21 protein-coding genes and 6 pseudogenes are annotated in these 22,799 nt (G+C 68.3%); 15 read left to right on the top strand and 12 right to left on the bottom strand.

The features are described from left to right. The first annotated feature begins 37 nt into the window (after window positions 1-37). From OHT01_RS07835 to OHT01_RS07825, 3 genes and pseudogenes are all read left to right on the top strand, one after another. Window positions 38-1,255 carry a cytochrome P450 gene (locus tag OHT01_RS07835; protein WP_328552397.1) on the top strand — a complete coding sequence of 406 codons (1,218 nt, stop codon included), beginning with the start codon at window positions 38-40 and terminating at the stop codon, window positions 1,253-1,255. Window positions 1,256-1,315: 60 nt separating this feature from the next. Beyond that, a pseudogene (locus OHT01_RS07830) lies at window positions 1,316-2,400 on the top strand (S-(hydroxymethyl)mycothiol dehydrogenase). Continuing rightward, window positions 2,400-3,032 (top strand): annotated as a pseudogene (locus tag OHT01_RS07825) (MBL fold metallo-hydrolase). Before OHT01_RS07830 ends, OHT01_RS07825 begins: the two co-directional pseudogenes overlap by 1 nt. Before the next feature lie 837 nt (window positions 3,033-3,869). Here the strand turns inward: OHT01_RS07825 and OHT01_RS07820 are convergent. The 4 genes from OHT01_RS07820 to OHT01_RS07805 all read right to left on the bottom strand — a co-directional run bounded on the left by OHT01_RS07820 (window position 3,870) and on the right by OHT01_RS07805 (window position 8,033). Then, window positions 3,870-4,901 (bottom strand): LacI family DNA-binding transcriptional regulator, encoded by a 1,032-nt coding sequence (locus tag OHT01_RS07820; protein ID WP_326784480.1) that lies wholly within the window; start codon window positions 4,899-4,901, stop codon window positions 3,870-3,872. A gap of 76 nt (window positions 4,902-4,977) precedes the next feature. After that, window positions 4,978-5,814: an ATP-binding cassette domain-containing protein gene (locus OHT01_RS07815; RefSeq protein ID WP_328552396.1), complete on the bottom strand. Its 837-nt coding sequence runs from the start codon at window positions 5,812-5,814 to the stop codon at window positions 4,978-4,980. Continuing rightward, complete coding sequence (locus OHT01_RS07810) at window positions 5,814-6,806, bottom strand: ABC transporter permease (RefSeq protein WP_328552395.1); 993 nt, start codon at window positions 6,804-6,806, stop codon at window positions 5,814-5,816. The genes OHT01_RS07815 and OHT01_RS07810 overlap by 1 nt, the downstream gene beginning before the upstream one ends. Window positions 6,807-7,016: 210 nt before the next feature. Beyond that, a complete protein-coding gene (locus tag OHT01_RS07805) occupies window positions 7,017-8,033 on the bottom strand; it encodes a sugar ABC transporter substrate-binding protein (protein ID WP_328552394.1) in 1,017 nt (338 codons plus the stop codon). 259 nt (window positions 8,034-8,292) lie between these two features. Here OHT01_RS07805 and OHT01_RS07800 point away from each other — a divergent pair, with 259 nt between their 5' ends. The 4 genes and pseudogenes from OHT01_RS07800 to OHT01_RS07785 all read left to right on the top strand — a co-directional run bounded on the left by OHT01_RS07800 (window position 8,293) and on the right by OHT01_RS07785 (window position 11,104). After that, complete coding sequence (locus OHT01_RS07800; RefSeq protein ID WP_328552393.1) at window positions 8,293-9,255, top strand: carbohydrate kinase family protein; 963 nt, start codon at window positions 8,293-8,295, stop codon at window positions 9,253-9,255. 250 nt (window positions 9,256-9,505) lie between these two features. Then, window positions 9,506-10,315 (top strand): annotated as a pseudogene (locus tag OHT01_RS07795) (GH32 C-terminal domain-containing protein); the annotation flags it as partial. Window positions 10,316-10,352: 37 nt separating this feature from the next. After that, complete coding sequence (locus OHT01_RS07790) at window positions 10,353-10,655, top strand: putative quinol monooxygenase (protein ID WP_326784476.1); 303 nt, start codon at window positions 10,353-10,355, stop codon at window positions 10,653-10,655. A gap of 101 nt (window positions 10,656-10,756) precedes the next feature. Then, window positions 10,757-11,104, top strand: a complete 348-nt coding sequence (locus OHT01_RS07785) for a LacI family DNA-binding transcriptional regulator (RefSeq protein ID WP_328558047.1) — start codon at window positions 10,757-10,759, stop codon at window positions 11,102-11,104. Here OHT01_RS07785 and OHT01_RS07780 read toward each other — a convergent pair. Both OHT01_RS07780 and OHT01_RS07775 read right to left on the bottom strand, forming a co-directional pair. Beyond that, on the bottom strand, window positions 11,055-11,894 hold the full coding sequence (locus OHT01_RS07780; RefSeq protein WP_328552392.1) for an RNA polymerase sigma factor SigF: 840 nt from the start codon (window positions 11,892-11,894) through the stop codon (window positions 11,055-11,057). The genes OHT01_RS07785 and OHT01_RS07780 overlap by 50 nt on opposite strands. A gap of 327 nt (window positions 11,895-12,221) precedes the next feature. Continuing rightward, window positions 12,222-12,556: pseudogene (locus OHT01_RS07775) on the bottom strand (ATP-binding protein). A 931-nt stretch (window positions 12,557-13,487) separates the two neighbouring features. Between OHT01_RS07775 and OHT01_RS07770 the strand changes: the two are divergent. Beyond that, a complete protein-coding gene (locus OHT01_RS07770; RefSeq protein ID WP_328552391.1) occupies window positions 13,488-13,826 on the top strand; it encodes a helix-turn-helix domain-containing protein in 339 nt (112 codons plus the stop codon). Between the two features lie 63 nt (window positions 13,827-13,889). Here the strand turns inward: OHT01_RS07770 and OHT01_RS07765 are convergent. Next, a pseudogene (locus OHT01_RS07765) lies at window positions 13,890-14,211 on the bottom strand (PRC-barrel domain containing protein). A gap of 205 nt (window positions 14,212-14,416) precedes the next feature. Here OHT01_RS07765 and OHT01_RS07760 point away from each other — a divergent pair. Next, on the top strand, window positions 14,417-14,842 hold the full coding sequence (locus OHT01_RS07760) for a GNAT family N-acetyltransferase (protein ID WP_328552390.1): 426 nt from the start codon (window positions 14,417-14,419) through the stop codon (window positions 14,840-14,842). Between the two features lie 22 nt (window positions 14,843-14,864). On the opposite strand, the pseudogene OHT01_RS07755 reads toward OHT01_RS07760, so the two are convergent. The 3 genes and pseudogenes from OHT01_RS07755 to OHT01_RS07745 form a co-directional block, all read right to left on the bottom strand. Beyond that, window positions 14,865-15,209 (bottom strand): annotated as a pseudogene (locus OHT01_RS07755) (transposase); the annotation flags it as partial. Next, a complete protein-coding gene (locus OHT01_RS07750; RefSeq protein WP_328552388.1) occupies window positions 15,145-15,363 on the bottom strand; it encodes a transposase in 219 nt (72 codons plus the stop codon). The pseudogene OHT01_RS07755 and the gene OHT01_RS07750, both read right to left, overlap by 65 nt. A 402-nt stretch (window positions 15,364-15,765) precedes the next feature. Then, window positions 15,766-15,936: a hydrophobic protein gene (locus OHT01_RS07745; RefSeq protein WP_328552387.1), complete on the bottom strand. Its 171-nt coding sequence runs from the start codon at window positions 15,934-15,936 to the stop codon at window positions 15,766-15,768. Window positions 15,937-16,118: 182 nt separating this feature from the next. Between OHT01_RS07745 and OHT01_RS07740 the strand changes: the two genes are divergently transcribed. Next, the gene (locus OHT01_RS07740) at window positions 16,119-16,295 is read left to right on the top strand and encodes a CsbD family protein (protein WP_328552386.1); all 177 of its coding nucleotides are present in this window, start codon (window positions 16,119-16,121) and stop codon (window positions 16,293-16,295) included. Between the two features lie 71 nt (window positions 16,296-16,366). On the opposite strand, the gene OHT01_RS07735 is transcribed toward OHT01_RS07740, so the two are convergent. Further along, entirely contained in the window at window positions 16,367-16,807 is a 441-nt protein-coding gene (locus tag OHT01_RS07735; RefSeq protein ID WP_328552385.1) for a DUF2267 domain-containing protein, read from the bottom strand. Window positions 16,808-16,985: 178 nt separating this feature from the next. Further along, window positions 16,986-17,417, bottom strand: coding sequence for an Hsp20/alpha crystallin family protein (locus tag OHT01_RS07730; RefSeq protein ID WP_328552384.1), 432 nt, complete (start codon window positions 17,415-17,417; stop codon window positions 16,986-16,988). A 143-nt stretch (window positions 17,418-17,560) separates the two neighbouring features. Between OHT01_RS07730 and OHT01_RS07725 the strand changes: the two genes are divergently transcribed. From OHT01_RS07725 to OHT01_RS07705, 5 genes are all read left to right on the top strand, one after another. Beyond that, window positions 17,561-18,208: a type III effector protein gene (locus tag OHT01_RS07725; protein ID WP_328552383.1), complete on the top strand. Its 648-nt coding sequence runs from the start codon at window positions 17,561-17,563 to the stop codon at window positions 18,206-18,208. Between the two features lie 828 nt (window positions 18,209-19,036). Then, entirely contained in the window at window positions 19,037-20,635 is a 1,599-nt protein-coding gene (locus OHT01_RS07720) for a PP2C family protein-serine/threonine phosphatase (RefSeq protein WP_328558046.1), read from the top strand. After that, window positions 20,632-21,714: a cobalamin B12-binding domain-containing protein gene (locus tag OHT01_RS07715; protein ID WP_328552382.1), complete on the top strand. Its 1,083-nt coding sequence runs from the start codon at window positions 20,632-20,634 to the stop codon at window positions 21,712-21,714. The genes OHT01_RS07720 and OHT01_RS07715 overlap by 4 nt, the downstream gene beginning before the upstream one ends. Then, window positions 21,711-22,202: an STAS domain-containing protein gene (locus OHT01_RS07710; RefSeq protein ID WP_328552381.1), complete on the top strand. Its 492-nt coding sequence runs from the start codon at window positions 21,711-21,713 to the stop codon at window positions 22,200-22,202. The genes OHT01_RS07715 and OHT01_RS07710 overlap by 4 nt, the downstream gene beginning before the upstream one ends. A gap of 60 nt (window positions 22,203-22,262) precedes the next feature. Continuing rightward, window positions 22,263-22,784, top strand: coding sequence for a MarR family winged helix-turn-helix transcriptional regulator (locus tag OHT01_RS07705; protein ID WP_328552380.1), 522 nt, complete (start codon window positions 22,263-22,265; stop codon window positions 22,782-22,784). The last annotated feature ends 15 nt before the right edge of the window (window positions 22,785-22,799 follow it).

Here is a 22,799-nt window from a genome sequence, read left to right as displayed (position 1 = left end):
CCTGCCCCTTCCCGAGCCGCACTTCGCTGGAGCCGCCATGTCCGAAGCACCCGCCGTTGCCGTCGAACCGCCCACGAGCGACGCCGACCCGTTCGCCACCGAACACCTCACGACGCCCGAACCCCTGCACCACGCCCTTCGGGAAGCAGGTCCTGTCGTGCGGCTGTCCCGCTACGACGTCTACGCGCTCGCCCGATACCGCGACGTGCACGCGGCCCTCGTCGACTGGCAGACGTTCCAGTCCGCCGCCGGCGTGGGACTGGCCAACTTCCGCCATTCGAAGCCCTGGCGGCCTCCGAGCCTGCTGCTGGAGGCCGACCCGCCGCACCACGACGCACCGCGCCGCGTCCTGCGCGAGATACTCGCCCCACCAGCACTGCGCCGACTGCGTGCGGCATGGCAGCCGATAGCCGACGACCTGGTCGACACCGTCCTGGCCACCCAGGGAACTGGCTTCGACGCGTTCGAAGCCCTGGCCAAAGCATTCCCGCTGCGCGTCTTCCCGGACGCCGTGGGACTGGGACCCGAGGGCCGCGACAACCTCCTGCCCTACGGCAACATGGCTTTCAATGCCTTCGGCCCCGTCAACGCCCTCGTGCAGGCAGACGCTGCCAGGGCCGCCGACCTGTCCGCCTGGGTGAACGCCCAGTGCGCCCGCCAAGCCCTCACCGATGACGGATTCGGCGCCCGCATCTGGGCCGCTGCCGACCGCGGCGACCTCACCCACGAGCAGGCACCGCTGGTCGTACGCTCCCTTCTCACCGCCGGCGTCGACACGACAGTGCATGGCCTGGCCGCCACCCTCTACGCCCTCGCCGGCCACCCCGGCGAATGGCAGCGGCTCCGCGAACGCCCTGAACTGGCCCGCGTGGCATTCGATGAGGCGGTGCGCTGGCAGTCACCCGTCCAGACCTTCTTCCGCACCGCCACGACCGACGTCGCGATCGCGGGATCCCTCATCCCCGAGGGATCCAAGATCCTCATGTTCCTCGGCGCGGCGAACCGCGACCCGGCCCGCTGGAACGACCCGGACCGCTTCGACCTCACCCGCGATCCATCCGGACACGTCGGCTTCGGCATGGGCATCCACCAATGCGTAGGCCAGCACGTGGCCCGCCTGGAAGCCGAGGTACTCCTCACCGCCCTGGCCCGACGGGTGGAACGCATCGAGCTCGCAGGCGAACCGCGCCGGCATCTCAACAACACCCTGCGCTCCTTCGCAGCGCTCCCCGTACGCGTGCGTCCCGCGAGCTGACCACCGTCCGTCGGAAACCCGAGCCTCACTTTCCATACAGACAGTCGAGAGGATCCATCCATGCCTCAGCACGTACGCGGCGTCGTCGCCCGCGCCAAAGGCGAGCCGGTGCGCGTCGAGACGATCGTCGTGCCCGATCCAGGGCCGGGCGAGGCGGTGGTAAGAGTGCAGGCCTGCGGCGTCTGCCACACCGACCTGCACTACCGAGAAGGCGGCATCAACGACGACTCCCGTTCCTTCTCGGACACGAGGCGGCGGGCATCGTGGAGTCGGTCGGCACCGGAGTCACCGACGTGGTGCCGGGCGACTTCGTCGTCCTGAACTGGCGGGCGGTCTGCGGCCGTTGTCGCGCATGCCGACGTGGACGCCCGCAGCACTGCTTCGATACGCACAACGCGCGCCAGAAGATGACCCTCACCGACGGCACCGAACTGTCACCCGCCCTCGGCATCGGCGCCTTCGCCGAAAAGACCCTCGTCGCCGCCGGCCAGTGCACGAAGGTCGATCCGGCCGCCTCACCAGCCGCCGCCGGCCTGCTCGGCTGCGGGGTCATGGCAGGCATCGGTGCGGCGATCAACACAGGAGGAGTAGGCCGAGGCGACACCGTCGCTGTCATCGGCTGCGGAGGCGTCGGCAACGCAGCCGTCGTCGGTGCCCGGCTGGCCGGCGCCGCGAAGATCATCGCCGTGGACATCGACGACCTCAAGCTCGAGACAGCCCGGACGATGGGCGCCACGGACACCGTGAACGCGCGCGACACCGACCCGGTCGAGGTGATCCGCGAGCTGACCAGCGGATTCGGCGCCGACATCGTCATCGAAGCCGTCGGGCGGCCGGAGACCTACCGACAGGCGTTCTACGCCCGTGACCTGGCCGGCACCGTCGTCCTCGTAGGCGTCCCCACCCCCGACATGCAACTCGACCTGCCGCTACTGGACGTCTTCGGACGAGGCGGCACGCTCAAGTCCTCCTGGTACGGCGACTGCCTCCCGTCCCGCGACTTCCCCATGCTCATCGACCTCTACCTCCAAGGCCGCCTGGACCTCGACTCCTTCGTCACCGAGACGATCACCTTGGACGAGGTCGAAGACGCCTTCGCCCGCATGCACAAGGGCGATGTCCTCCGCTCGGTGGTGATCTTCTGATGACCGGGGTCCGCGTCGAACGCCTCACAACCTCAGGCACCTTCAAGCCTGGACGGCGGCCTCTGGGACGTCGAGAACAACGTCTGGATCGTCGGTGACGACCACGAGGCGATCGTGATCGACGCTGCCCACGACGCCGATGCCATCGCGGCAGCCATAGGCGACCGGCGCCTGACCGCCATCGTGTGCACCCACGCCCACAACGACCACATCAACGCAGCCCCGGCGCTCGCCGAAGCCACCGGAGCTCCCGTCCTCCTGCACCTGGACGACCGACTGCGGTGGAAGCACACCCATCCCGAGCACAGCCCTGACGGCTACCTGTCCCATGACCAGCGCATCGACGTCGCGGGAACGGAATTGCGGGTGATACACACCCCCGGCCACACACCGGGATCGATCTGCCTGTACGCATCGACGCTCGGCACCGTATTCACCGGCGACACTCTGTTCGCGGGCGGCCCCGGAGCAACTGGGCGCTCGTACTCGGACTTTCCCACCATCATCCGCTCGATCCGCGACCGACTCCTCACCCTGCCGCCCGGCACGCAGGTCTACACCGGGCACGGCAGCGATACGAGCATCCGGACGGAAGCTTCCATCTGGGGGAGCGGATAGCCGCCGGTCACTGAACGGGGTCGGTGATGCGAGGCTTGGAGCTGTGCCTGCTCAGGAGCATCGCATACAACGAACGAGGTGAGGCTGCCCAGTTGACACAAGGACTATGCTGCGGATCCGCCGGCCTGCCCGGTGCCTTCATGGCCGCTTCTGCTCGCCGGGACCAGGGCCATGCCTGTGCTGGGGCCGCATGCGGGTCTTCGCCTGGTGGAGGAGCCGATACTGGAATCAGAGCGGTCTTGGCTCGTAGCGGGGGAAGCCGCCGCATGTGGCCTCAGTGAGTGGCTGGGCGCCGAATTGGGGGCGTTGGCAGGACGCAGGGAATCGGAAGGGGCTGCCGCGGCGCCTGCCCGACGCTGCTGGGGTGGGTGGCGGAGCGGCAGCAGGCGATCAGGGTGCTGCGTGACACTTGGATCACTGGGCTGCCACCAGACTGCGGTGCGGGAGAAACGGCCCGTACTGAAAACGGCCCAGGAACCTTCTCACGGCGGCGTCTGTTCCGATGGAGGTATGCCCTCTACGAGGGGCACAGGGAGTGGAGGCCGGGCAGGTCGGTTGAGGCTCCCACCGTCGGTAGAGGTGTATGGCAACGAGATCATCGTGCTGCCACCGTTCTGCTTGCGCGGAGAGAACGTGCCTGGCCCGCGGACAGGAACAGCGAAGGGAGGATCACCTTCGCTCGCGTGGAGAGCACCGAGGACGGCCGTGCCGCGGCCTGTGGCGCGGCGGTGCTCTTCCGCCGCGGTCAGGGGAGTGCCACCTGCGGGTTCACCGCCATACCGAAGAGCGGCAATGCCGGCCGGCCGATCTCGACAGCCTGCCTGGCCGTGCAGTTCGGCGCCAACTCCAGGTCACGGTTCCTGCAACGCAGCGACAGGGAGTTCGCCCGAGCCTCGGACGACCAGGTGGGTGGGGACGGTGATGGTGCGGGCGCGTGTGCGGTCGCCGTCGAGTCGGGTCAGCGCGGTGGTCGCGGCTGCCCTGCCGAGTTCTTCCGCGTCCTGGGCGACGACGGTCAGGGCCGGCTCGAGTGCCTCGGCGAGCGAGACGTCGTCGAAGGCGACTACGGCGACGTCCTTGCGCTTGCTGCGGGCCAGTTCGGCGACGATGCCCAGCGCCATGATGTTGTTGCCGGCGAACAGCGCTGTGGGGGGATCGGCCAGGCCGAGGAGTTGGGCGGTCGCGGCCTCGGCTCCTTGCTGGTTGTGGGCGTTGGCGAGGAGCGAGCGGTCGTCGGGGATGTCGGCTTCCTGGAGTGCCGAGCGGTAGCCGGCCAGACGTTCACGGCGGGTGTACAGCTTCACGGGCAGGTCGGCGACGAAGCCGATGCGCCGGTGTCCGTGGGCGATGAGGTGGGCGACGCCGTCGTGGGCGCCGGCCCGGTTGGAGCTGACGATGCTGTCGGTGGCGAGGCCGACTCCGGGTCGGTCCAGGAAGATCACGGGCAGCCCCGCCGTACGGTGGGACTTGAGGTGGGAGTGGTCGGCGCCGACGGACGGTACGACGATCAGGATGCTGACGCGGCGGGCGAGGAACTTGTCCGTCAGGGCGCGTTCGCGCTCGGGGTCGTCCGCGGAGGAGCCCATGAGGAGGGTCAGTCCGCGTTCGCGGACGGTGTCCTCGATGGCGCGGGCCACGGCTCCGAAGAAGGGGTTGGCGAGGTCGGGAATGACCAGGCCGATGGTGGTGTCCGGGCCGCCGATGCGGATGTTGCGGGCCATGAGGTTCGGCTGGAAGCCGAGCTTGGCCACTGCGGCGAGTACCTGTTCCCTGGTCTGCGCGGAGGCGGGTCCGTCCTCGTTGAGGACTCGGGAGACCGTCTTGGCGCTGACGCCGACTTCTCGGGCGACGTCGGCCAGGGTGGGGCGGCGGTTCGCTGCCATGGAGGAAACCGTCTCCTGAGGGCTCTCGCTTCCGGCCGCGGCCTCGGCCGGAAGATGCGAGAGCTGGGTAGTGCTGTCAGGTGGCCCGGACTCCGGCGGCCTTCGCGGCCTCCGAATCCGCTACGACAGTATCTCCGGTTTCGTCGACTGTGAGGGCGCCGGTCATGATGGCGACGACCTCGGCCATGGAGTAGTCGGAGGGCTTGATCACGGCAGCGCGCCGGCCGAGGCGGTGGACGTGGATCCGGTCGGCGATCTCGAAGACGTGGGGCATGTTGTGACTGATCAGGACGACCGGCATGCCCTTGTCGCGGACCCGGCGGATGAGGTCGAGGACCTGGCCGGACTCCTTGACGCCGAGGGCTGCGGTGGGTTCGTCCATGACGACGACGGAGCGGGCCCAGGCGACGGAACGGGCGACCGCGACGGCCTGCCGCTGTCCGCCGGAGAGCGTCTCCACCGACTGCGTCAGCGAGCGCAGGCCGATCTTCAGATCGGCCATGTGCTCGGCGGCCTCCTGGCGCATGCGCTTCTTGTCCAGCATGCGGAAGACACTGCCGAGGACGCCGGGGCGGCGCAGCTCGCGCCCGAGGAACATGTTCGAGGCGATGTCCATGGAGGCGGCCACGGCGAGGTCCTGATAGACCGTCTCGATGCCGTGGGCGCGTGCGCTCTGCGGGCCGGAGAAGGTGATGGGCTCGCCGTTGAGTCGTATCTCGCCCGCATCGGGGGTCACCGCGCCGGTGAGGGCCTTGATCAGGCTGGTCTTGCCGGCGCCGTTGTCGCCGATGACGGCGAGGACCTCACCGGGGAGCAGGTCGAAGTCGGCGCCGTCGATGGCGGTGACCTGGCCGTACCGCTTGACCAGACCACGGGCCTGCAGTACGGGCGTGGGGGAGGAGGAGACGGTCATCAGGCCTTCTTCCGGGAGAGCTGGTCGACGGTCACCGCGAGGATCACCAGGACTCCGGTGATCAGGGTCTGGTAGATGGAGGCGACGCCCATCAGCTGGAGGCCGTTGCGGAACACGCCGACGATGAGGACGCCGATGAAGGTGCCCAGGACCGAGCCGCGTCCGCCGAAGAGGCTGGTGCCGCCGAGGACCACAGCGGTGATGCTGTCGAGGTTGTCGGTCTGCCCGGCCTGCGGGTCGCCGACTCCGGTGCGGGAGATGAGCAGCAGGGCGGCGATGCCGTACAGCAGACCGGCCACGGTGTAGATGCCGATGGTCAGGCGAGAGGTACGGATGCCGTTGAGCCGGGCGGCCTCGGCGCTGTTGCCCAGGGCGTAGACGTGCCGTCCCCAGCCGGTGCTGCTCAGCGTGTAGGCGAGGAGGAGGAACAGGGCGATGGTGACCAGGGAGCCGTAGGTGATGTCCGTGTGGCCCAGCGGGAAGGTCTCCCCGAGGGCCGTCAGCGGGCCGGGCAGGTTGGTGACCGTCTGCTCCTCGGAGTAGATGTGGGTCAGCGCGAACGCCACGTTGAGCATGCCAAGGGTGACGATGAACGGCGGCAGCGGGATCTTCTGCACCAGCAACCCGTTGAGCAGACCGAACCCGCCGCAGACCACCAGGCCCAGGGCGACGGCGAGGAGCGGGGGCAGGGAGCCCTCGGCGGCCATCTTGGCGATCACGATGCTGCCGAACGCCATCACGGCCCCGCAGGACAGGTCGATCCCCGCCGTGAGGATGATCAGGGTCTGCCCGATAGCGAGGGTGCCCACGACCATGACCTGCTGCACGATCAGCGAGAAGTTCCCGCCGGTCAGGAACTGGTCGGTCGAGAAGGAGAAGAAGGCGCAGGCCAGGAGGAGGGCGGCCAGGGGTCCGGTGGTCGGCGCCGTGAGCAGTCTGCGGGCTGTGGTCGGTGCCTTGAGCTCCGAGTACGGCGTTGTCGTGGCTGTCATGCGAAGTCCTTGTCGGAAGACAGATGTCCTTGTCGGAGGACGAGGGCAGAAGCCCCGCCGACGGGACAAGGGGGCGGCCGTCCCTGGTCGGGGAGTTGGGCCGACCGCCCCGCTGAGGGAAGTGGCGGTGTCGTACGGTCCTGGGGCTGTTGTCAGCTTCCCGCCTGCCTCGGGCGGACGACGGGAAGGTGACGACAGTCCCTGGGGGGTTTAGCCCCAGCAGTTCTCCAGGCCATAGGCGGTGTCCTTCGACGTGACCCCGTCCTGCGCCTTGTCGGTGATCAGCGTGACGCCGGTGTCGGTGTAACCGGATGCCTTCTTGCCGTCCTTGGCGTACGTCACGACTGCCTTGACGCCCTCGGCGGCCATCTTCAGCGGGTACTGCTGCGAAGTCGCGGCGATCTTGCCGTCCTTGACGGCCTGGGTGCCGGTGCAGCCGCCGTCGACAGAGACGATCAGGACGTCCTTCTCCCGGCCCTTGGCCTTCAGCGCGGTGTAAGCGCCCAGGGCCGCCGGCTCGTTGATGGTGTACACGACGTTGATGTCGGGTGACTTCTGCAGGCAGTTCTCCATCGCGGTCTGACCCTTGGCCTGGTCGCCACCGGTGTCCTGGGCGCACACGACGTCCTTGTCGGTGGCGCCGAAGCCCTTCAGGAAACCGTTGTGTCGCTGGACGCCGACGGAGACGCCCGGCGCCAGGTCGAGGGCGGCTATCTTCGCCGTCTTGCCCTTCATGGCGGCCTTGGCGTACTCGCCGATCAGCTGGCCGGCCTTGAGGTTGTCGGTGGCGAAGAGAGCGTCGACCGCGCTCTCCGGCTCGGTCGGCGTGTCCAGCGCGATGACCAGAACACCCTTGGCACGGGCCTTCTGGATCGCGGGCACGATCGCCTTGGAGTCGCTCGGGGTGATCAGGATGCCCTTCACCCCGGCGGCGACCATGTTCTCGATGGCGGTGACCTGACCGGCGTTGTCCCCGTCGAACTTGCCTGCGGCGGTGGACAGTTGGGCACCGTTCTCCTTGGCGGCCCTCTCCGCGCCCTCCTTCATCTTCACGAAGAACGGGTTGGTGTCGGTCTTGGTGATCAGACCGACTTTCACCTTGCCCGAGCCGGAGCTCGTGGAGCCCGAACCGGAGCCGGACCCGCAGGCCGTCAGGGTGAGTGCCGCGACGCCCGTGACCGCGGCGGCTCGGAGGAGGGACGAGGACAGGCGAGTGGTGCGAGACATGATCGACTCCTGTGGAATAGCGGGCGGCACGGGGGTTGGGATCAGAGCGCGCCGCCCGGGGTGTCATCGTTGACTTATGTCATCGTTGACACTGCCTGGCCAGGATGATGGACTCCGGATCCCGGCAACGTCAATGCCTTCCACTCGTCACAAATTGGCAACGTCCCCAGTCGTCGGCTCCGCGCGGCCGGTCAGTGGCTGTGTCGCCGTACCGCCCCTTTGCCCGTTCTTCCCGAGCCTTTCCGAGAGAGAGCAGCCCATGAGCCCGCGTCAGATCACCGTTCTGGGAGAGTGCGTCGCGGACGCCTTCGCCGAACCGGCAAACGCCTCGAACGAGCTCGCCCTGCGGGTGCTGCCTGGCGGCGGACCTGCGAATACGGCGGTGGCCCTGGCCCGGCTGGACACGCCGGCCCGCTTCCTCGCACGCCTGTCCGGCGATGTGTTCGGCCGCCTGTTCCGCGCACACCTGGAGGCGTCCGGCGTCGACCTGTCGTACGCCGTCGCCGCCGCCGAGCCCAGCACGCTGGCCGTGGCGGAGCTGGACGCCACCGGGCAGGCCGCGTTCTCGTTCCACGCGCAGAACACGGCCGACTGGCAGTGGACTCCAGGGGAACTGGCAAGGGTGGATCTGTCCGAAACAGCCTGTGTGCACACCGGGTCGCTGGCGCTGGTCCGTGAGCCCGGCGGAGCGGCGGTGGAGGAGTTCCTGGCGGCTGCTGCTCCGCGGGCCACCATCAGCATCGATCCCAACGTCCGGCCGCTGCTGGTGCGCCCCGAGGTCTACCGCGCCCGGCTCGCGCATTGGTGCGCTCTCGCCGACATCCTGCGGCTGAGCGAGGACGACCTGGAACTCCTCCTGCCGGGCACTCCGCCCGAGCAGGCGTGCGACATCTGGCATGCGGCGGGGGTACGGCTCGTCGTGATCACGCTCGGCGCCGGCGGCGCCCTGGCCTCGCTCGACGGCGAACGGCTAAGGGTGCCCGCGGTGGCCACGCGGGTCGTCGACACGGTCGGCGCGGGGGACTCCTTCACCGCCGGCCTGCTGCACCACCTCGGCGCCCGCGGACTCCTCGGTGGCCGGCTGGCCGATCTCGGTCTCGACGAGGTCGCGGAAGCCTGCCGGTTCGGCACCCGGGTCGCGGCCCTGACCTGCTCGGTCGCCGGACCCAATCCGCCGTGGCGGAACCAGTTGGCGCAGCTTGCGGCCGCCGGCGGCGCCTGACGGGCGGGCGGGCCGCGGCGGGCAGTTCCGCCGCAACCCTTGACGCGTCTGCCGGATTCCGCACATCATCGGGCCACTTGATGTCAACGATGACACAAGTCAACGATGACACCCCCGGTTCGGCCGCCTGGACGACGACGCCGACCAGGGCGTCACGTTTCGGTCGGTCCACGCACGAGCCGCAGGCTCCGCCCAGTGGACGGCCACAGCACAGGAGACACCATGAGCTCTGGACGTGTATCCCGGCACGCTCTCGGGCACCCAGGCCCAGCTCGTCTCCCAGGAGACGTCCGTCAACTTGATCGTCGACGGCAAGGTCGTCCGCAGCGCCACCAGCTCCAACAGCGAGACCTGGACCGGGCCTCCTTCGACATGCGCTCCTACGCCGGCAAGGAGGCGCAGATCCAGATCGTCGACATCAACACCGCAGGCTGGGGCCACCTCCTCGCCGACCGGTTCACCGCCACCGACACGGCCGCGAAGTCCGTCGTGCAGCGCGCCGACTGGGCCGACTACGGCAAGGACTACTACACGGCGGTGTCCTGGGAGAACGCGCCGGGCGGCAAGCGGTACATGATCGGCTGGATGAACAGCTGGGACTACAGCGGGGTCATCCCCACGTCACCATGGCGCGGCGCGCAGAGCATCCTCGGGGAGATGCCCTGCGTACGGTCGACGGCAGCATCCTGTTGACCAGCCGGCCCGTGAACAGGGTGTGGTCCCTGTAGCAGCCGCACGCGGTGACCGCGTCCGGCGTCACCGTCAAGAGTGCCTCCAAGACCCTGATCGGCCCCGCGGCGCAGGGCAAGGCTCTCGACATCGAGGCGACCCTCTCCCTCAAGGACGCCGAACGCTTCGGTCTGAAGGTGCGCACCGGCGCGAATGGCGAGGAGACCGTCATCGGCTACGACATCACGACTCAGGAGCTGTGTACGTCGACCGCACCCACTCCGGCGCCATGGACTTCAGCAGCACCTTCCCCGGTGTCCGGACCGCGCTGAAGGCCGAGAACGGCTCGGTGAAGCTGGACAAGGCCGTCGTCTGGCACCTCGACTCCGCACACAAGCGACGCCCACGACTGACAAGGACACGAGACCGTGAAGAAAACCCTGCTCGCCGAGTTCACCGCCCGCGAGGGAGCACAGGACGAGGTCGCCCGTCTGATCGGCGACTACACCCTGAAGGTGCGCGAGGAAGAAGGCAACCTCGCCTTCGACGTCTACACCAAGGCAGCCGCCCCGCGCGCCTTCTGGATCTTCGAGGTGTACCGGGACGAGGACGCCTTCCAGGCGCACCTGAACGCCCCGTACGGCGGCCCTTTCAACGCCGCCCTCGTTCGGCTGATCGAAGAGGACGCCTCCGCGCTGACGTTCCTGAACCCGCTGGCCACGAATCCGTAACGAACCGTCGACAAAGGCCTCCACGGGGGCGTGGTCTCATCCCGTACCCACTTGCCGAAACGATTGGGCACCACTTGGGCAGGCGGATCGGGATAAGGGACGTGGCGGCAGCCGCCGGAGTCTCGGTCACGACCGTCTCCCACATCCTCAACGAGGTCGAGGGCAAGCGCGTCAACACCGAGACCCGGCAGCGCGTTCTGGAGACGGCCCGGCAACTGGGGTACGCGCCCAACGGACTGGCCCGTGGCCGGCGGCTGAAGCGGTCGAGCACCATCGGCTTCGTCAGTGACCAGATCGCCACCCCCCACGCGGGCCGGATCATCCTAGGAGGGCAGGAGGCAGCCGCCAAGCACGACCCGCTGCTGCTCATGCTGAACACCGGCGGAGACTCTGGGATGGTCAGTTGGTGGCGAGCATGCCTGTCCGCAGCTTGGCGAGGGTGCGGTTGAGGAGGCGGGAGACGTGCATCTGGGAGACGCCGAGGTGTTCGCCGATCTGGGCCTGGGTGAGTTCGTCGACGAAGCGCATGTGGATGATGCGGCGTTCGCGGTCGTCGAGCTGGGCGATCAGAGGGGCGAGGGCGTTGAAGTCTTCGACTAGTTCGAGGGCGGTGTCGTCCACGCCGATGAAGGCGGCGAGGGCGGCCTCGCCGTCTTCGCTGGAGGTGATGGCGGCATCGAGGGAGGCCGAGGTGTAGCCGTTGGAGGCCTTGCGGGCCTCGATGACCTCTTCCTCCGACAAAGACATCAGCTCGGACAGTTCCCGCGTGCTGGGGGTGCGGCCGAGGCGGCTGCGCAGCTCCTCGGTGGCCTTGGCGAGCGCCACGCGTGCTTCCTGCAGCCGGCGGGGGACATGGACGGCCCATGTGGTGTCGCGGAAGAAGCGCTTGATCTCGCCGACGATGTAGGGGACGGCGAAGGAGGTGAACTCGACCTCGCGGGACAGCTCGAAACGGTCGATGGCCTTGATGAGGCCGATCGTGCCGACCTGGACGATGTCCTCCATCTCGTCCTGGCCGCGGCTGCGGAAACGCGAGGCCGCGAACTGGACGAGGGTGATGTTCATTTCGATGAGGGTGTTGCGCGCGTACTGGTACTCGGGCGTGCCCTCTTCCAGCACGGCGAGCTGGTCGAAGAACAGCCTCGACAGCTCGCGGGCGTCCTTCGGAGCGATCTGCGACGGGTCATTGATCTCCGGCAGCACAACGGTCCGCGCCCCTGCCGTCTCGGTCACTGTCATGCTCGTCCCCTCCTGCGTGATCCATCCTCATATACAGCCTGCTCCTGAGCGGCCAGAGACGGCGTACCCGGAGTTGAGGCATCCATGCCAGGCAATTCCGCAGTAGATCTGCTGCCCGGCCATCCGGCCTCAGGAGTCAAAGCGGAAGCGAGGTTAACCCATTCGGCATGCGGGGTTTCGACGTAGGGCCGGCCGCCCTCGCCGAGATGCCGTCCCGGCGAAGAACCTGGTGCTGGCACGACGGGCAACGCGACGTCAGGACTTTGCCACTGCGGTCACTTTCCCCAGCAACGGCCAGAAGTGCCGCCCGACGCTTACGCCGGGTCGCTACCGCGGCAGGAGGACGCTCACGCTCTTGCTCCCCAACGGGTGGCGGGTGACGGCGGTGGCGTGGGCGAGGTGGTTGACCATGGGCCGGCCGAAGCCTCCGGCGCTGTTCAGAGCGGGGATGCGCATGCGGGGCGCCTGGGAGCAGTGGTCGTGCACGGCCACCTCGATGCTGTCCGGGGCGCGACCAGGTCCAGGGTGTAGGCGCCGCCGCCGTGGCGCAGGGTGTTGGTGACGAGTTCGGAGACGACCAGGACCACGGTGTCGGCGGCGTCCTGCGCGATCGGGCCGAGACGCTCAAGAAGGGCCCGGGCGCTCTCGCGTACGCCGGCGATGGATGCCACAGAACGGTCGGGTGTGACGTCCTGCGCTCATCGTGACCATCAGTTCCCCCAAGCCTCTGTGGAGTCCAATGTCCGGTGTGTGCGCTGTGCTTGTGCCCTGGCGCGCAGCCGGTCAACCCGGCCGGGGCCTTCCGCCGTCGTTGTTCGAGTCCGACTAGCTCTCCGCCGGACACGTAAAAATCTGTGCTGGCTGGAGTAGACATTGGGAGATCGTCTGGCTATGGTTTCTCTCGTAGCCGAGATCGGCAGGGCCCGGCAGACACGAACTGCCAGGCAGTAGTGCAGGTAGTTGGAATGTGCAGGGCGGTGCGGTGGTGGAGTTCCGAAGCCAGGGTTGTTGCGGGACGGCGACGGGGCTGACGACCGGACCGGGTGGCTCGCAGTGATCAGGGGCCGCCGTGAGCAGGACCGCAGTTGATGCAGTGGCAGTACCTGTAAGTGCAGTTCGCAAGACCCAGCAGTGAAGTCGGTGAGTGGTTCCTCGGTGAAGGCGTCGGCTGCGGGCGCGCGCACCGGGAGGTTCGGCAGTGGGGTTCCAAGCCAGAGCAGACGCAGGACGGGCGACGGGGCTGGCTGCCGGAGAGTGGCGCTGTGACAGGTCACCGAGCAGGTCGCATCACCAGCAGTACGCGGTAGAGCAGTACCAGCAGTGAGTTGATCCCAGAGGGAAAGAACGGAGGGGCCGAGCGCCATCAGGATCGCCCGGGCGGAATGGCAGAGCCCGGGTACCGCAGGACATCGATAGTGAGGTGGTCTCCGGTCGAGCAACCGCGATCCCTGCATTCCCCGCCCTCTCCCGGGTGGGCGTGCGGAAACATGAGGCCGGCGCAGTACCAGGGCCGGCAGATGGTGTAGCAGTTCCTTCGGGGCCCTGGCGCGAATAGCGCCAGGGCCCCTCCATCCGTTTCTCGGAGAGGTGCAAGTGACAGCAGACGACTCGTTCGGCCGGCTCGACGACGACGACTACCCCGCCTACACCATGGGCCGGGCCGCAGCGTTGCTCGGCACCACCCAGGGCTTCCTGCGCGCCCTCGGCGAAGCCCGCCTCATCACCCCGCTGCGCTCAGCGGGGGGCCACCGCCGCTACTCCCGCTACCAACTGCGCATCGCCGCCCGCGCCCGCGAACTCGTCGACAACGGCACCCCCATCGAGGCCGCCTGCCGCATCATCATCCTCGAAGACCAACTCGAAGAAGCCCAGCGCATCAACGCCGAACACCGCCGCGCCTCCCCGCCTGCGGATCCAACGGCCGCAGCCTGAGGAGACTGGACCCCTGGACTTCCCGCGCCCGCCGCCCCCTTCGCATGGGCACGGGTGCTGACGTCAGATGCTGCGCTGGTTCTGGTAGTAGCTGCCGACTTGATCGTGGTGGCCGGCGTCGCCGACGTTGTGAACTCGGGGGAGTCCTTGATCTCGTTTTGGGTGAGCGCGACGTAGACCTCCGCTTGTTGGCCGACTCGCTGAATGGTTCCGGCCGGCAGCAGAACGTGCTTGCCGAAGATCCACACGCCGGTGGCAAGGTGGGAGGAGTCGATGTCGTCCGAGTGCTGGTCGACCTCGCGAGGCCACCGTCGGTGGCCTCGACCTTGTATCCGGTCAGGGCGGTCCCCGCAGTCCAGGCCGTATGTCGAAAGTGGATCTTGATTGTCGATGATCATGCGCCATCGGGTGTGACACGGTCGTGGGCCACGGTCCAGCATAAAATGCCTGATCACATGGGGTGTGTGAGTGTTATCGTCGCCCGCATGCCTGAACTGATCCCACCCACCGGTCGACTTCAGCCCTCATGGCTCGCGGCGCGTGACGAGTGGTCTCCAGGCGCTCACCAGGCCGGTACTGGCTTGGGCCTCATGTCCGAGGCTGACCTCGACGACCTCGCCGTCTTCTCGGCGTGGGTGGAGCGACTGCAGCAGCAGTCGGACAGGTCGGTTGCCCTGAGCGATGGGTGGGTCCACGCCACCCACTGGTGGATCGTGGAGGGCGACAGCTATATGGGAGCCATCGATCTGCGGCACCGTCTGAACGCCTTTCTGCTCCATAGCGGCGGGCACATCGGATATAGCATCCGGCCCTCCGCCCGAAGGCGCGGCCTGGCCACGTGGGCTCTCGGGGCTGTTCTCCCCGAAGCCCGTGCGCTCGGTCTGGGCCGCGTCCTCATCACATGCGACGACGACAATGTCGCATCGGCGCGCACCATCGAGCGCAATGGCGGCGTTCTGGAGGACGTCCGCACCACCGACGAGGGCATCAAGCGCCGCTACTGGATCACACTGTAGGCAAGCGGTGTGGTGGTGCTGGTCACAGCCACTCGTTGATGGCCGCGACGAGGACGGTCGCCTCGTAGCGGACCGCGAGTTTGTCGTATCGCGTGGCGACGGCGCGGTGCCTCTTGAGGCGGTTGATCCCGCACTCGACCGCGTGGCGCTCGCGGTAGCCGACCGGGTCGAAGTGTGGCGGCCGGCCGCCGCGGGAGCCGAGTTTCTGGCGGTTGCGCGCCTGATCGGCCTTGTCCGGGATGGTGCAGCGCATCCCCCGGCGACGCAGGTAAGCGCGGTTCTTGCGGGAAGCGTACGCCTTGTCAGCGCGCACCCGATCGGGACGGACGCACGGCCGACCCGGCCCGATGCGGGGCACGCGGACCTCCCGTTCGATCCCGGAACCGTATACCGTCGATCAACTGCCGCTGGGACCAGATAGGTGGTCGCCCCACCTTCGTCCCCTTCGGCAGCAACGGCTCTAACGCCACCCACTGTTCGTCCGTGAGATCGCCCCCGCGCCATGAACCGTGATCATTCATGCCTCATGATCCACTTTCGATTCACGGCCTAGCCGGTGGCCGGCCGGCTAGGCTGGATATTGTCACTCATAAAGTACGGCTGCCTCATCAAAGAATGCTTTGCCGCCCGCAGTTGAACTGCAGACTTGCCGAGATCGAGCGTCATTGGTGACGTTCCCTCAGGGATTCGGGTTCCCAGCTTCTTGCGCCTATTCATACGCCCTGCGGAAAGCGCGGACAGCCGGAGGCGTCGTGCTGGAGGGCCATGGTTCCTGACGTCACGGCCGCCTCCGGCCATGGCCTCCAGCTACCCCGAACCGGAAGGAACTAGCCTTTCATCCTTCGGTCACCGGGACGGGACATGGGTGGGGCCCGACGCCGAAGCGTCGGGCCCCACCCATGATGATGTGCTGATCAGGCCGTCTACCAGCGGTACCAGCGGCCGCGCTTGCCGCCGCTTGCTGTCGGGCGGATCACGAAGCCGAGGACCCACACGATCAGGACGATCACGGCGATCCACCAGAGCGCCTTCAGCGCGAAACCGGCACCGAAAAGAATCAGGGCGAGCAGTAGAACAAGAAGAATAGGAAACATAGTTATCAACCTCCGGACCCTCGTGTGCCCTGCGGATCGATCTCTATTCCTGTAGGTCTTATGTATTCCTTAGACGGTCCACGGCTGCGAAAGCGTGGCGGTCATCGAGCTGGTTTGAGGATGCGATCCGGGGTGACACGGAGGGCGTAGTTGAGTTCCGAGTGAGGCAGGGGTGAGTGGTTGTGGCTGCGGACGAGAAGGCTCAGGCCAAGGGCGAGCAGGTCGAGGGCAAGGTCAAGAAGGTCGTCGGGGGTGCGGTGGGCAACGAGTCGCTGAAGGCCGAGGGGCGCGTCGAGGAGGCCAAGGGCGACCTGCGGGCGGCCAAGGAGAAGGCCAAGGACGCCGTCCGGCCCAAGTAGGCGCTCAGCACCCCTGATCCCGGCAGCCCGTTGGCTGCCGGGATCTTTGCTGCGGGTCCCGGGCTGGGGAGTCAGGCGGCCCGGACGAGCTCGGCACGTCCGAACAGCAGGGCGTAGCCGTCGGGGAGTTGTCCGATGATCCGGGTGGTCAGGTCGTCTCCGGCGAGGCGGGCGACGACGCCCAGGACTGATCCGACGTCCCAGCGGGTCGTCGCCGGCGTGCCGCCGGTTCGCTCGGCGAGGTCCTTCACGAAGCCCCATCCCGTCAGGGCCTCACCCGCAGGGATCTGCGAAGCGAAGGCGTGGGCGGCTTCCTGGGGGAGGCGAGCGGCGAGTTCCGTCCGCTCGGCGCCTGTCAGCTGGCGGCCGAGGCCTTCGAGTACGTGGCGTACGACGCTTTCTGTCTGGGCGCGGGTGGGGTAGGCGCCTTCATAGCGCACCTTCTCCAGCATCTGCTCGAAGGTGACGGTTGCCGTCGGGGCAGGGGGCGCGGGAGGGGAGAGAAGAGTCATGAGGCGTGTCGGCTTTCCTTGCGTGACCGTCTTCCTGCGGTGGACCGGCTGTTGCGCGTGAACCGTGTTCTTCGCGGGGCCGGTTGTCCGGCGTGGAGCGGGGAGTCTGCCGCCGGGGCCCAGGCGGGATTGCAGGCAGGCCGCCCGGAGCCCCGGTGGATGGGGCACGTTCACCGGATCAGCTGTCGAGTTCCTTGCGGTTGCCGGTGCTGCTGACACTGATCTTGCGGGGCTTGGCCCGCTCCGCGATCGGGATGCGGAGCGTCAGGACGCCGGCCTCGTAGTCGGCGGAGATGCGCTCGGTGTCGAGGGTGTCGGCCAGGACGAGCTGGCGGGAGAAGACACCAAGAGGCCGTTCGGAGAGTTCCGTCTGGGCGCTCTCGGACCGCGGCAGGGGCCGGCGCTCCGCCTTCACGGTGAGCATGTTCCGCTCGACGTCGATGTCGAGGGCGTCGGGGTCGATGCCCGGCAGGTCGAAGGCGATGACGTACTGGTCGCCGTCCCGGTAGGCGTCCATCGGCATCGCGGACGGGCGGGACCACGTTCCCGGACCCATCAGGTGTTGGGCCAGCCTGTCGAGTTCACGGAACGGGTCGGTGCGCATCAACACGGGATACACCTCCAGATGAGTTCAGCAGTTGCTGTGCGCTTCACCTGACACCGTTGTAGCATGTCATCCGAACGACGACAACTCATGGGTCATCCGAACGACGACGCATTGGGTGGTGGGCCACAACCAGCGAAGGAGAGACGATGAGTGACGACCCCATCCCGGCACCGGCTTCCTTCGCGGCAACGGCCACCGCGCTGCAGGCCATCGCCCAGGCCATGCGGACTGCGCGAACCGCGGAGAACGCCTCCGTCGACGATCCTGAGCAGGCCATAGCGGCCCTGCTGCTCCTGCGCGAGGTTCGTGAACAACTGGCCGGCTGGGAGCCCGGGCTGATCGAGACGGCCCGGGAAGCCGGTGCCAGCTGGGCCGACCTGGCCCACCCCCTCGGCGTCTCCAGCCGCCAGGCCGCCGAGCGGCGCTACCTGCGCGTGCGTCCCGGTGAAGCGGGTGCCACCAAGGAACAGCGTGTGCAGGCCACCCGCGGCCGGCGCGCCGCGGACCGCTCCGTAGCTGTTTGGGCTCATGACCACGCCGCCGTGCTGCGCCAGCTCGCCGGGACCATCACTGCCCTGCCGGACCTTCCCGCCACCGCAACGGACGCGATCAGGTCCCTCCACGCCGCACTCGGTGACAGTGACCCTTCCCGACTCCTCGGCCCTCTCTCCGATGCGGGCCCCCACCTGCGGCCTGCTCATCCCGACCTCGCGGACCGCGTCACCGACATCGACCGCCACGCCCACGAGCGACGCGAGAGCGAGCAGCGTCAGCGCTCTTCGAGCAGGCAGTAACAGCCGCCGGGTGAAATGGACGTCGCGAAAGAATCCGTCCCGGTTGACGATCCACCCGACCCGACCCTGCGACAAGATCTTCGGCCATCGCCGGTGCCGCGAGCAGGAGGCCTCATCGGGAGGGCGGCGGGACCGGGCTGCTTGGGCGGTGCCGCGCGTCCCGGTGGCAGCCCTGCCCTCGCCGCGTGCCGGTGCTGATGTCCGCCCACCGCTCCTGAGTCCATCTGTGCGCCCGTTACCTGAGTTGAGGCCTCTCGAGGAGCTGTCTCGGGTGCCAGCCACGGCTGGCCATACCTTCCTCGTCCGCCCTCAATCACTGCACCCCTCGTGCTGCGGGTGCGGCCACAGGGACGCGGTGGCGCCTCGGGAGGGTCAGGCGTCAGCGGTCGCTTGCCGCCTGCTCTTCTCCGGCTGCGATGCCGCCTCGGCCGGCCATCGTCGGATGGCCGGCTTCAGTGGTTCTCTGTCTGCTCGGCGGTGAACTTTTGCAGGCTCTCCTCGGACTCTTCACTCATTGGTCCACCGCCGCTCCGGACGTGCGTCATCTCACTCGGAAGGGCCGCTGACCCGCTCCTTTAGCCCGTAGAGGCCGGTCCGGCCTTGTGGCGGTTCCGCGCCCTTCCCGCTGTTTTGGCGGCGACATGCGTGCCTGGGGCAAGGGTGAGCGGGGTGCGGGTTGCCAGGAGAGGTGGCGGTAGAGGATGGTTGCCGTGAGGCAATAATTCATCGACTGGATGAGGTGAGGGGTTCGCTCAGCGGGCCTTGGTGTTTGTGACTTCCATCGAGCAGGGACCTGTCGTGAGCGCCGGCGCTCCGGCGCAAGCGGCCATGGCCTTGGTGCCGGTGCCGTACCCGGTCGTGATCGTGGACCGGTCCGGCACAGTACGTCACGCGAACCCACAGGCCAGCCATCTCTTTCCAGCTCTCTGCCCCGGCGGGCCGTTGTACGGGAACGTTCCGGCGTGGCTTGCGGACGGGCACGCGCAACGCATGACGGGCGCCTCGCCGGCGGGTGCTGTGGTGTCCGGGCCGGTGGACGAGCGGGTCTTCGAGGCTCATCCCACGGTGCAGGACGACGGGGACGTGCTGTGGTGGCTGGTGGACGACACGGACCGTCGGCTGGCGCGTGAGGCTCTGCGGATGGAGCGTGAGCGGACGGCGTTTCTGGCCGAGGCGTCCAACACGCTGCTCTCGTCGCTGAATCTGGAGCGATGCATGGACGTGACCGCGCAGCTCGCGGCGGAGTACCTCGCCGATGCAGCCCTGGTCATCGCCCCGCGTAAAGCACGCGGCCTGCCGGTCGTCCTGTGTCTGAGCGGGGGTGAACCGCAGCGCTTCACGTGGAATGTCGATCCTGAAGACGTCCTCGGCCTCGGGGAGGCCCTGCAGGGGTTCCCGCCGGTGCCGTCGCGGTGGATAGACCCCGCGACCGCCCCGGGCTGGCTGGTCCCGGACGGCTTCGGGCCCGTCGGCTCCATCGTCATCACGCCGCTTCCCGGGCATGGGGTCCCCGCCGGTGCCCTGGTCCTCCTGCGGCGCAGCGGAGAGGCCGCGTTCAGCGCGGAAGAGGAGGTCTTCGCCCGTCTGTTCGCGGCTCGGGCCGGCGCAGCCATGTCCGCGGCCCGCCTGTACGCCGAGCAGTCCTCCCTCGCCCAGACGCTGATGCGGGATCTGCTTCCACCCGTTCTCCAGAGGATGGGCGGCGTTGAGTTCGCGGGCGGCTATCGGGCGGCGAAGGACCATGAGCGGATCGGCGGCGATTTCTACGACGTCCATCCGGCCGCCACCGACGGCGAGGAGTCCTTCGCTGTCCTGGGTGATGTCTGCGGGAAGGGTCTCGAGGCGGCGGTGCTGACGGGGAAGATCCGCAACACGCTGCAGGCGCTGCTGCCGATGGCCGATGACCACCAACGCGTGATCGACCTCCTCAACAGCGCACTCCTCAACTCTCAGGCGACACGCTTCGCCACGCTGATCATGGCGTCCGTCGTGCGGGAAGGGGGCGGCGTGCGGCTGCGGGTGACCAGCGCCGGGCATGAGCCGGCTTTGATCGTGCGAGGCGACGGCAGCGTCGAGGAAGGCGCGTCACGCGGCACGCTCGTCGGCGTGCTGCCCGAGGCCCGAGCGACGACGACGCAGGAGACGCTGGCACCCGGGGACTTCTGCGTGCTGTTCACCGACGGATTCACCGAGGCCAAGGGTGGCCCGCTGGGCGATGAACTGTTCGGGGAGTCCCGGCTGAAGAAGGCCCTCGCGCACTGCGCGGCCATGCCGGCCGAAGCGGTCGTCGAGCACATGCTGATGCTCGCCTCCGAGTGGGTCGGATCCGAGGTCCACGACGATATGGCCGTGATGATCATCGCCGCTCCCCGCTCGGCTCATCTCAGTGCGGTGGGCGGCCATACCCGGGGCAGGTTCACCGCGTGACCCGTACATCAACCGCTCCGCAGCAGTGGGAAGAGCAACTGTGGGAGGCGGTCAGCACCGGCGACGAAGAGGCAGCCACCCGCACCGTCTTCGGCGCCCTGGAGGACGGCGCCTCACCCGAGACCGTGCTCCTGGACCTCGTCGGCGCCGTGCAGCACAGGGTGGGCCAGGAGTGGGCGGCGAACCGCATCACGGTCGCCCAGGAGCATGCGGCCACCGCCATCAACGAACGCGCCATCGCCGCCTTGTCCTACCGCTGTGCCCAGCACACGGCAGCCGGCCGGGGCCGGGCGACCGTGGCCTGCGTGGACGGCGAATGGCACGGCCTGCCCGCCCGCCTGGTCGCCGAAGTGCTCAAGCTGCGCGGCTGGCAGGTGGACTATCTCGGCGCCCAGGTCCCCACCAGCCATCTGATCAGCCACATCCACCAGACCGGCCCCGAGTTCGTCGCGCTGTCCAGCTCGATCCCCGTCCGTCTGCCGACCGCGCACGCCACGATCACCGCAATCCAGGCCACCGGCACCCCCGTCCTGGTCGGCGGCGCAGCCTTCGGCCGGCACGGCCAGTACGCCCGCCGACTGGGCGCCGACGCGTGGGCGCCCGACGCCCGGGCCGCCGCCGACCGGCTCGAGCAGGGTCCGCTTCCCCGCCCCGCAGCGGCGCACCAGCCCATCGACGACCTGCCGCACCTGGCCGACCAGGAGTACACGATGGTCGCCCGCACCCGCACCCGCCTGGTGCGAACAGTGATGGGCACCCTGGAAGAACGCTTTCCCGCGATGCGGGACTACACCGATGCCCAGCGTGAACGCACTGCCGAGGACATCGCGCACATCGTCGACTTCCTCGCCACCGCCCTCTACACCGACGACGTGGACCTCTTCACCGACTTCATCCTCTGGACGGCCGGCATCCTCACCGCCCGGGGCGTCCCCGCCCATTCCCTCATCCCGGCTCTGGGCATCCTGAGCGAGCAGCTCAAGGACTTCCCCCGGGCCACGTCCACGCTCCACCAGGCCGCCGACCTCCTCACCCGGGCAGGATCAGTGATCGCCTCCGACACCAGGAACACCGTATGACACGCCTTGACGGATCCGACCTCGACCACCTGCGCCCGACCATCGCCCCCGCCCAAGGAGAGGCGATGCACGTCGAGGTGCACGGGTTCCTCGACTACGACAGCGCCGACCACTTCCTCGCAGTCACCACCCGGCACCTCACCGTCAATCCGCGTCTGCGTCACCTGCACCTGGACTGCACGGCCCTGAGCGGTATCGACTCCATGGGGCTCGCCATGCTGCTCATGCTCCACCGCCGGACCGTCGCCGCCAGTGTCACCCTCCACCTGGACAACCGGACACCGGCTCTGGAACGGATACTGGACATCACCGGCACTCTGGACCACCTGGCCCCCGACCGGACGGTCGAAAAGAGCGCTCAGCACGAGGCGCAGGACGCCGGCCCGGCCGGCGGGCTGCATGACGCCCAGTGCATGGCATATCGTCATACGTCCAAGGACGGCACCCCTGCCGGCTCCACGAGTGCTGGATCGGACGCCGGCGACTGATGTCCGAACGCACACCCGGACCGGTATAAAAGGGGGCCCAACCCCTCGGAGGGGAACCGCATGACCGAGCGCACCCGCCCCGCCTCCGAGCCCGTCCGTGCAGCGGCCCGTCAGGTCCAGGGCATCGTCGAACTTCTCGACATCCTCTGGGAACAGGCCCGCAGCCAGACCCCGCCCCCCTACATCCCAGCCTCACAGCTGCGCGTGATGTGCATCGTCGACCGCGAGGACGGCATCCGCATGCGCGACCTCACCCAGCTCCTGGGTGCCGCGCCCCCCTCGGTCAGCCGCCTGATCGACCGCCTGCAGGCCCTCGGTTTCGTGGAACGCCGTGCCTGTCCCGACAGTCGCCGCGAAGTCTTGCTCTCCATCACTCCCGCCGGCCACAACCAACTGGCCCGGATCCGTGAACTGCGCGACCAACTGCTGCACCAGGCGATTGCTGCCGTGCCCTCCCCTCAGCGCACCGCACTGACGGAGGGTCTCACCAGCCTGCAGCACGCGCTGCTCAGCCAGCCCGCACTTCACCTGGCCCAAGAGGGCGCGACGCCCGCAGACAGGCATCGAGAAACGGCAGCCTGAGCGGAAGGCGCCGAC

It is taken from the genome of Streptomyces sp. NBC_00358 (genome assembly GCF_036099295.1).
Classification (GTDB): domain Bacteria; phylum Actinomycetota; class Actinomycetes; order Streptomycetales; family Streptomycetaceae; genus Streptomyces.
The sequence above is the reverse complement of the archived record's forward strand: the minus strand, read 5'-3'. Positions and strand labels throughout refer to the sequence as shown.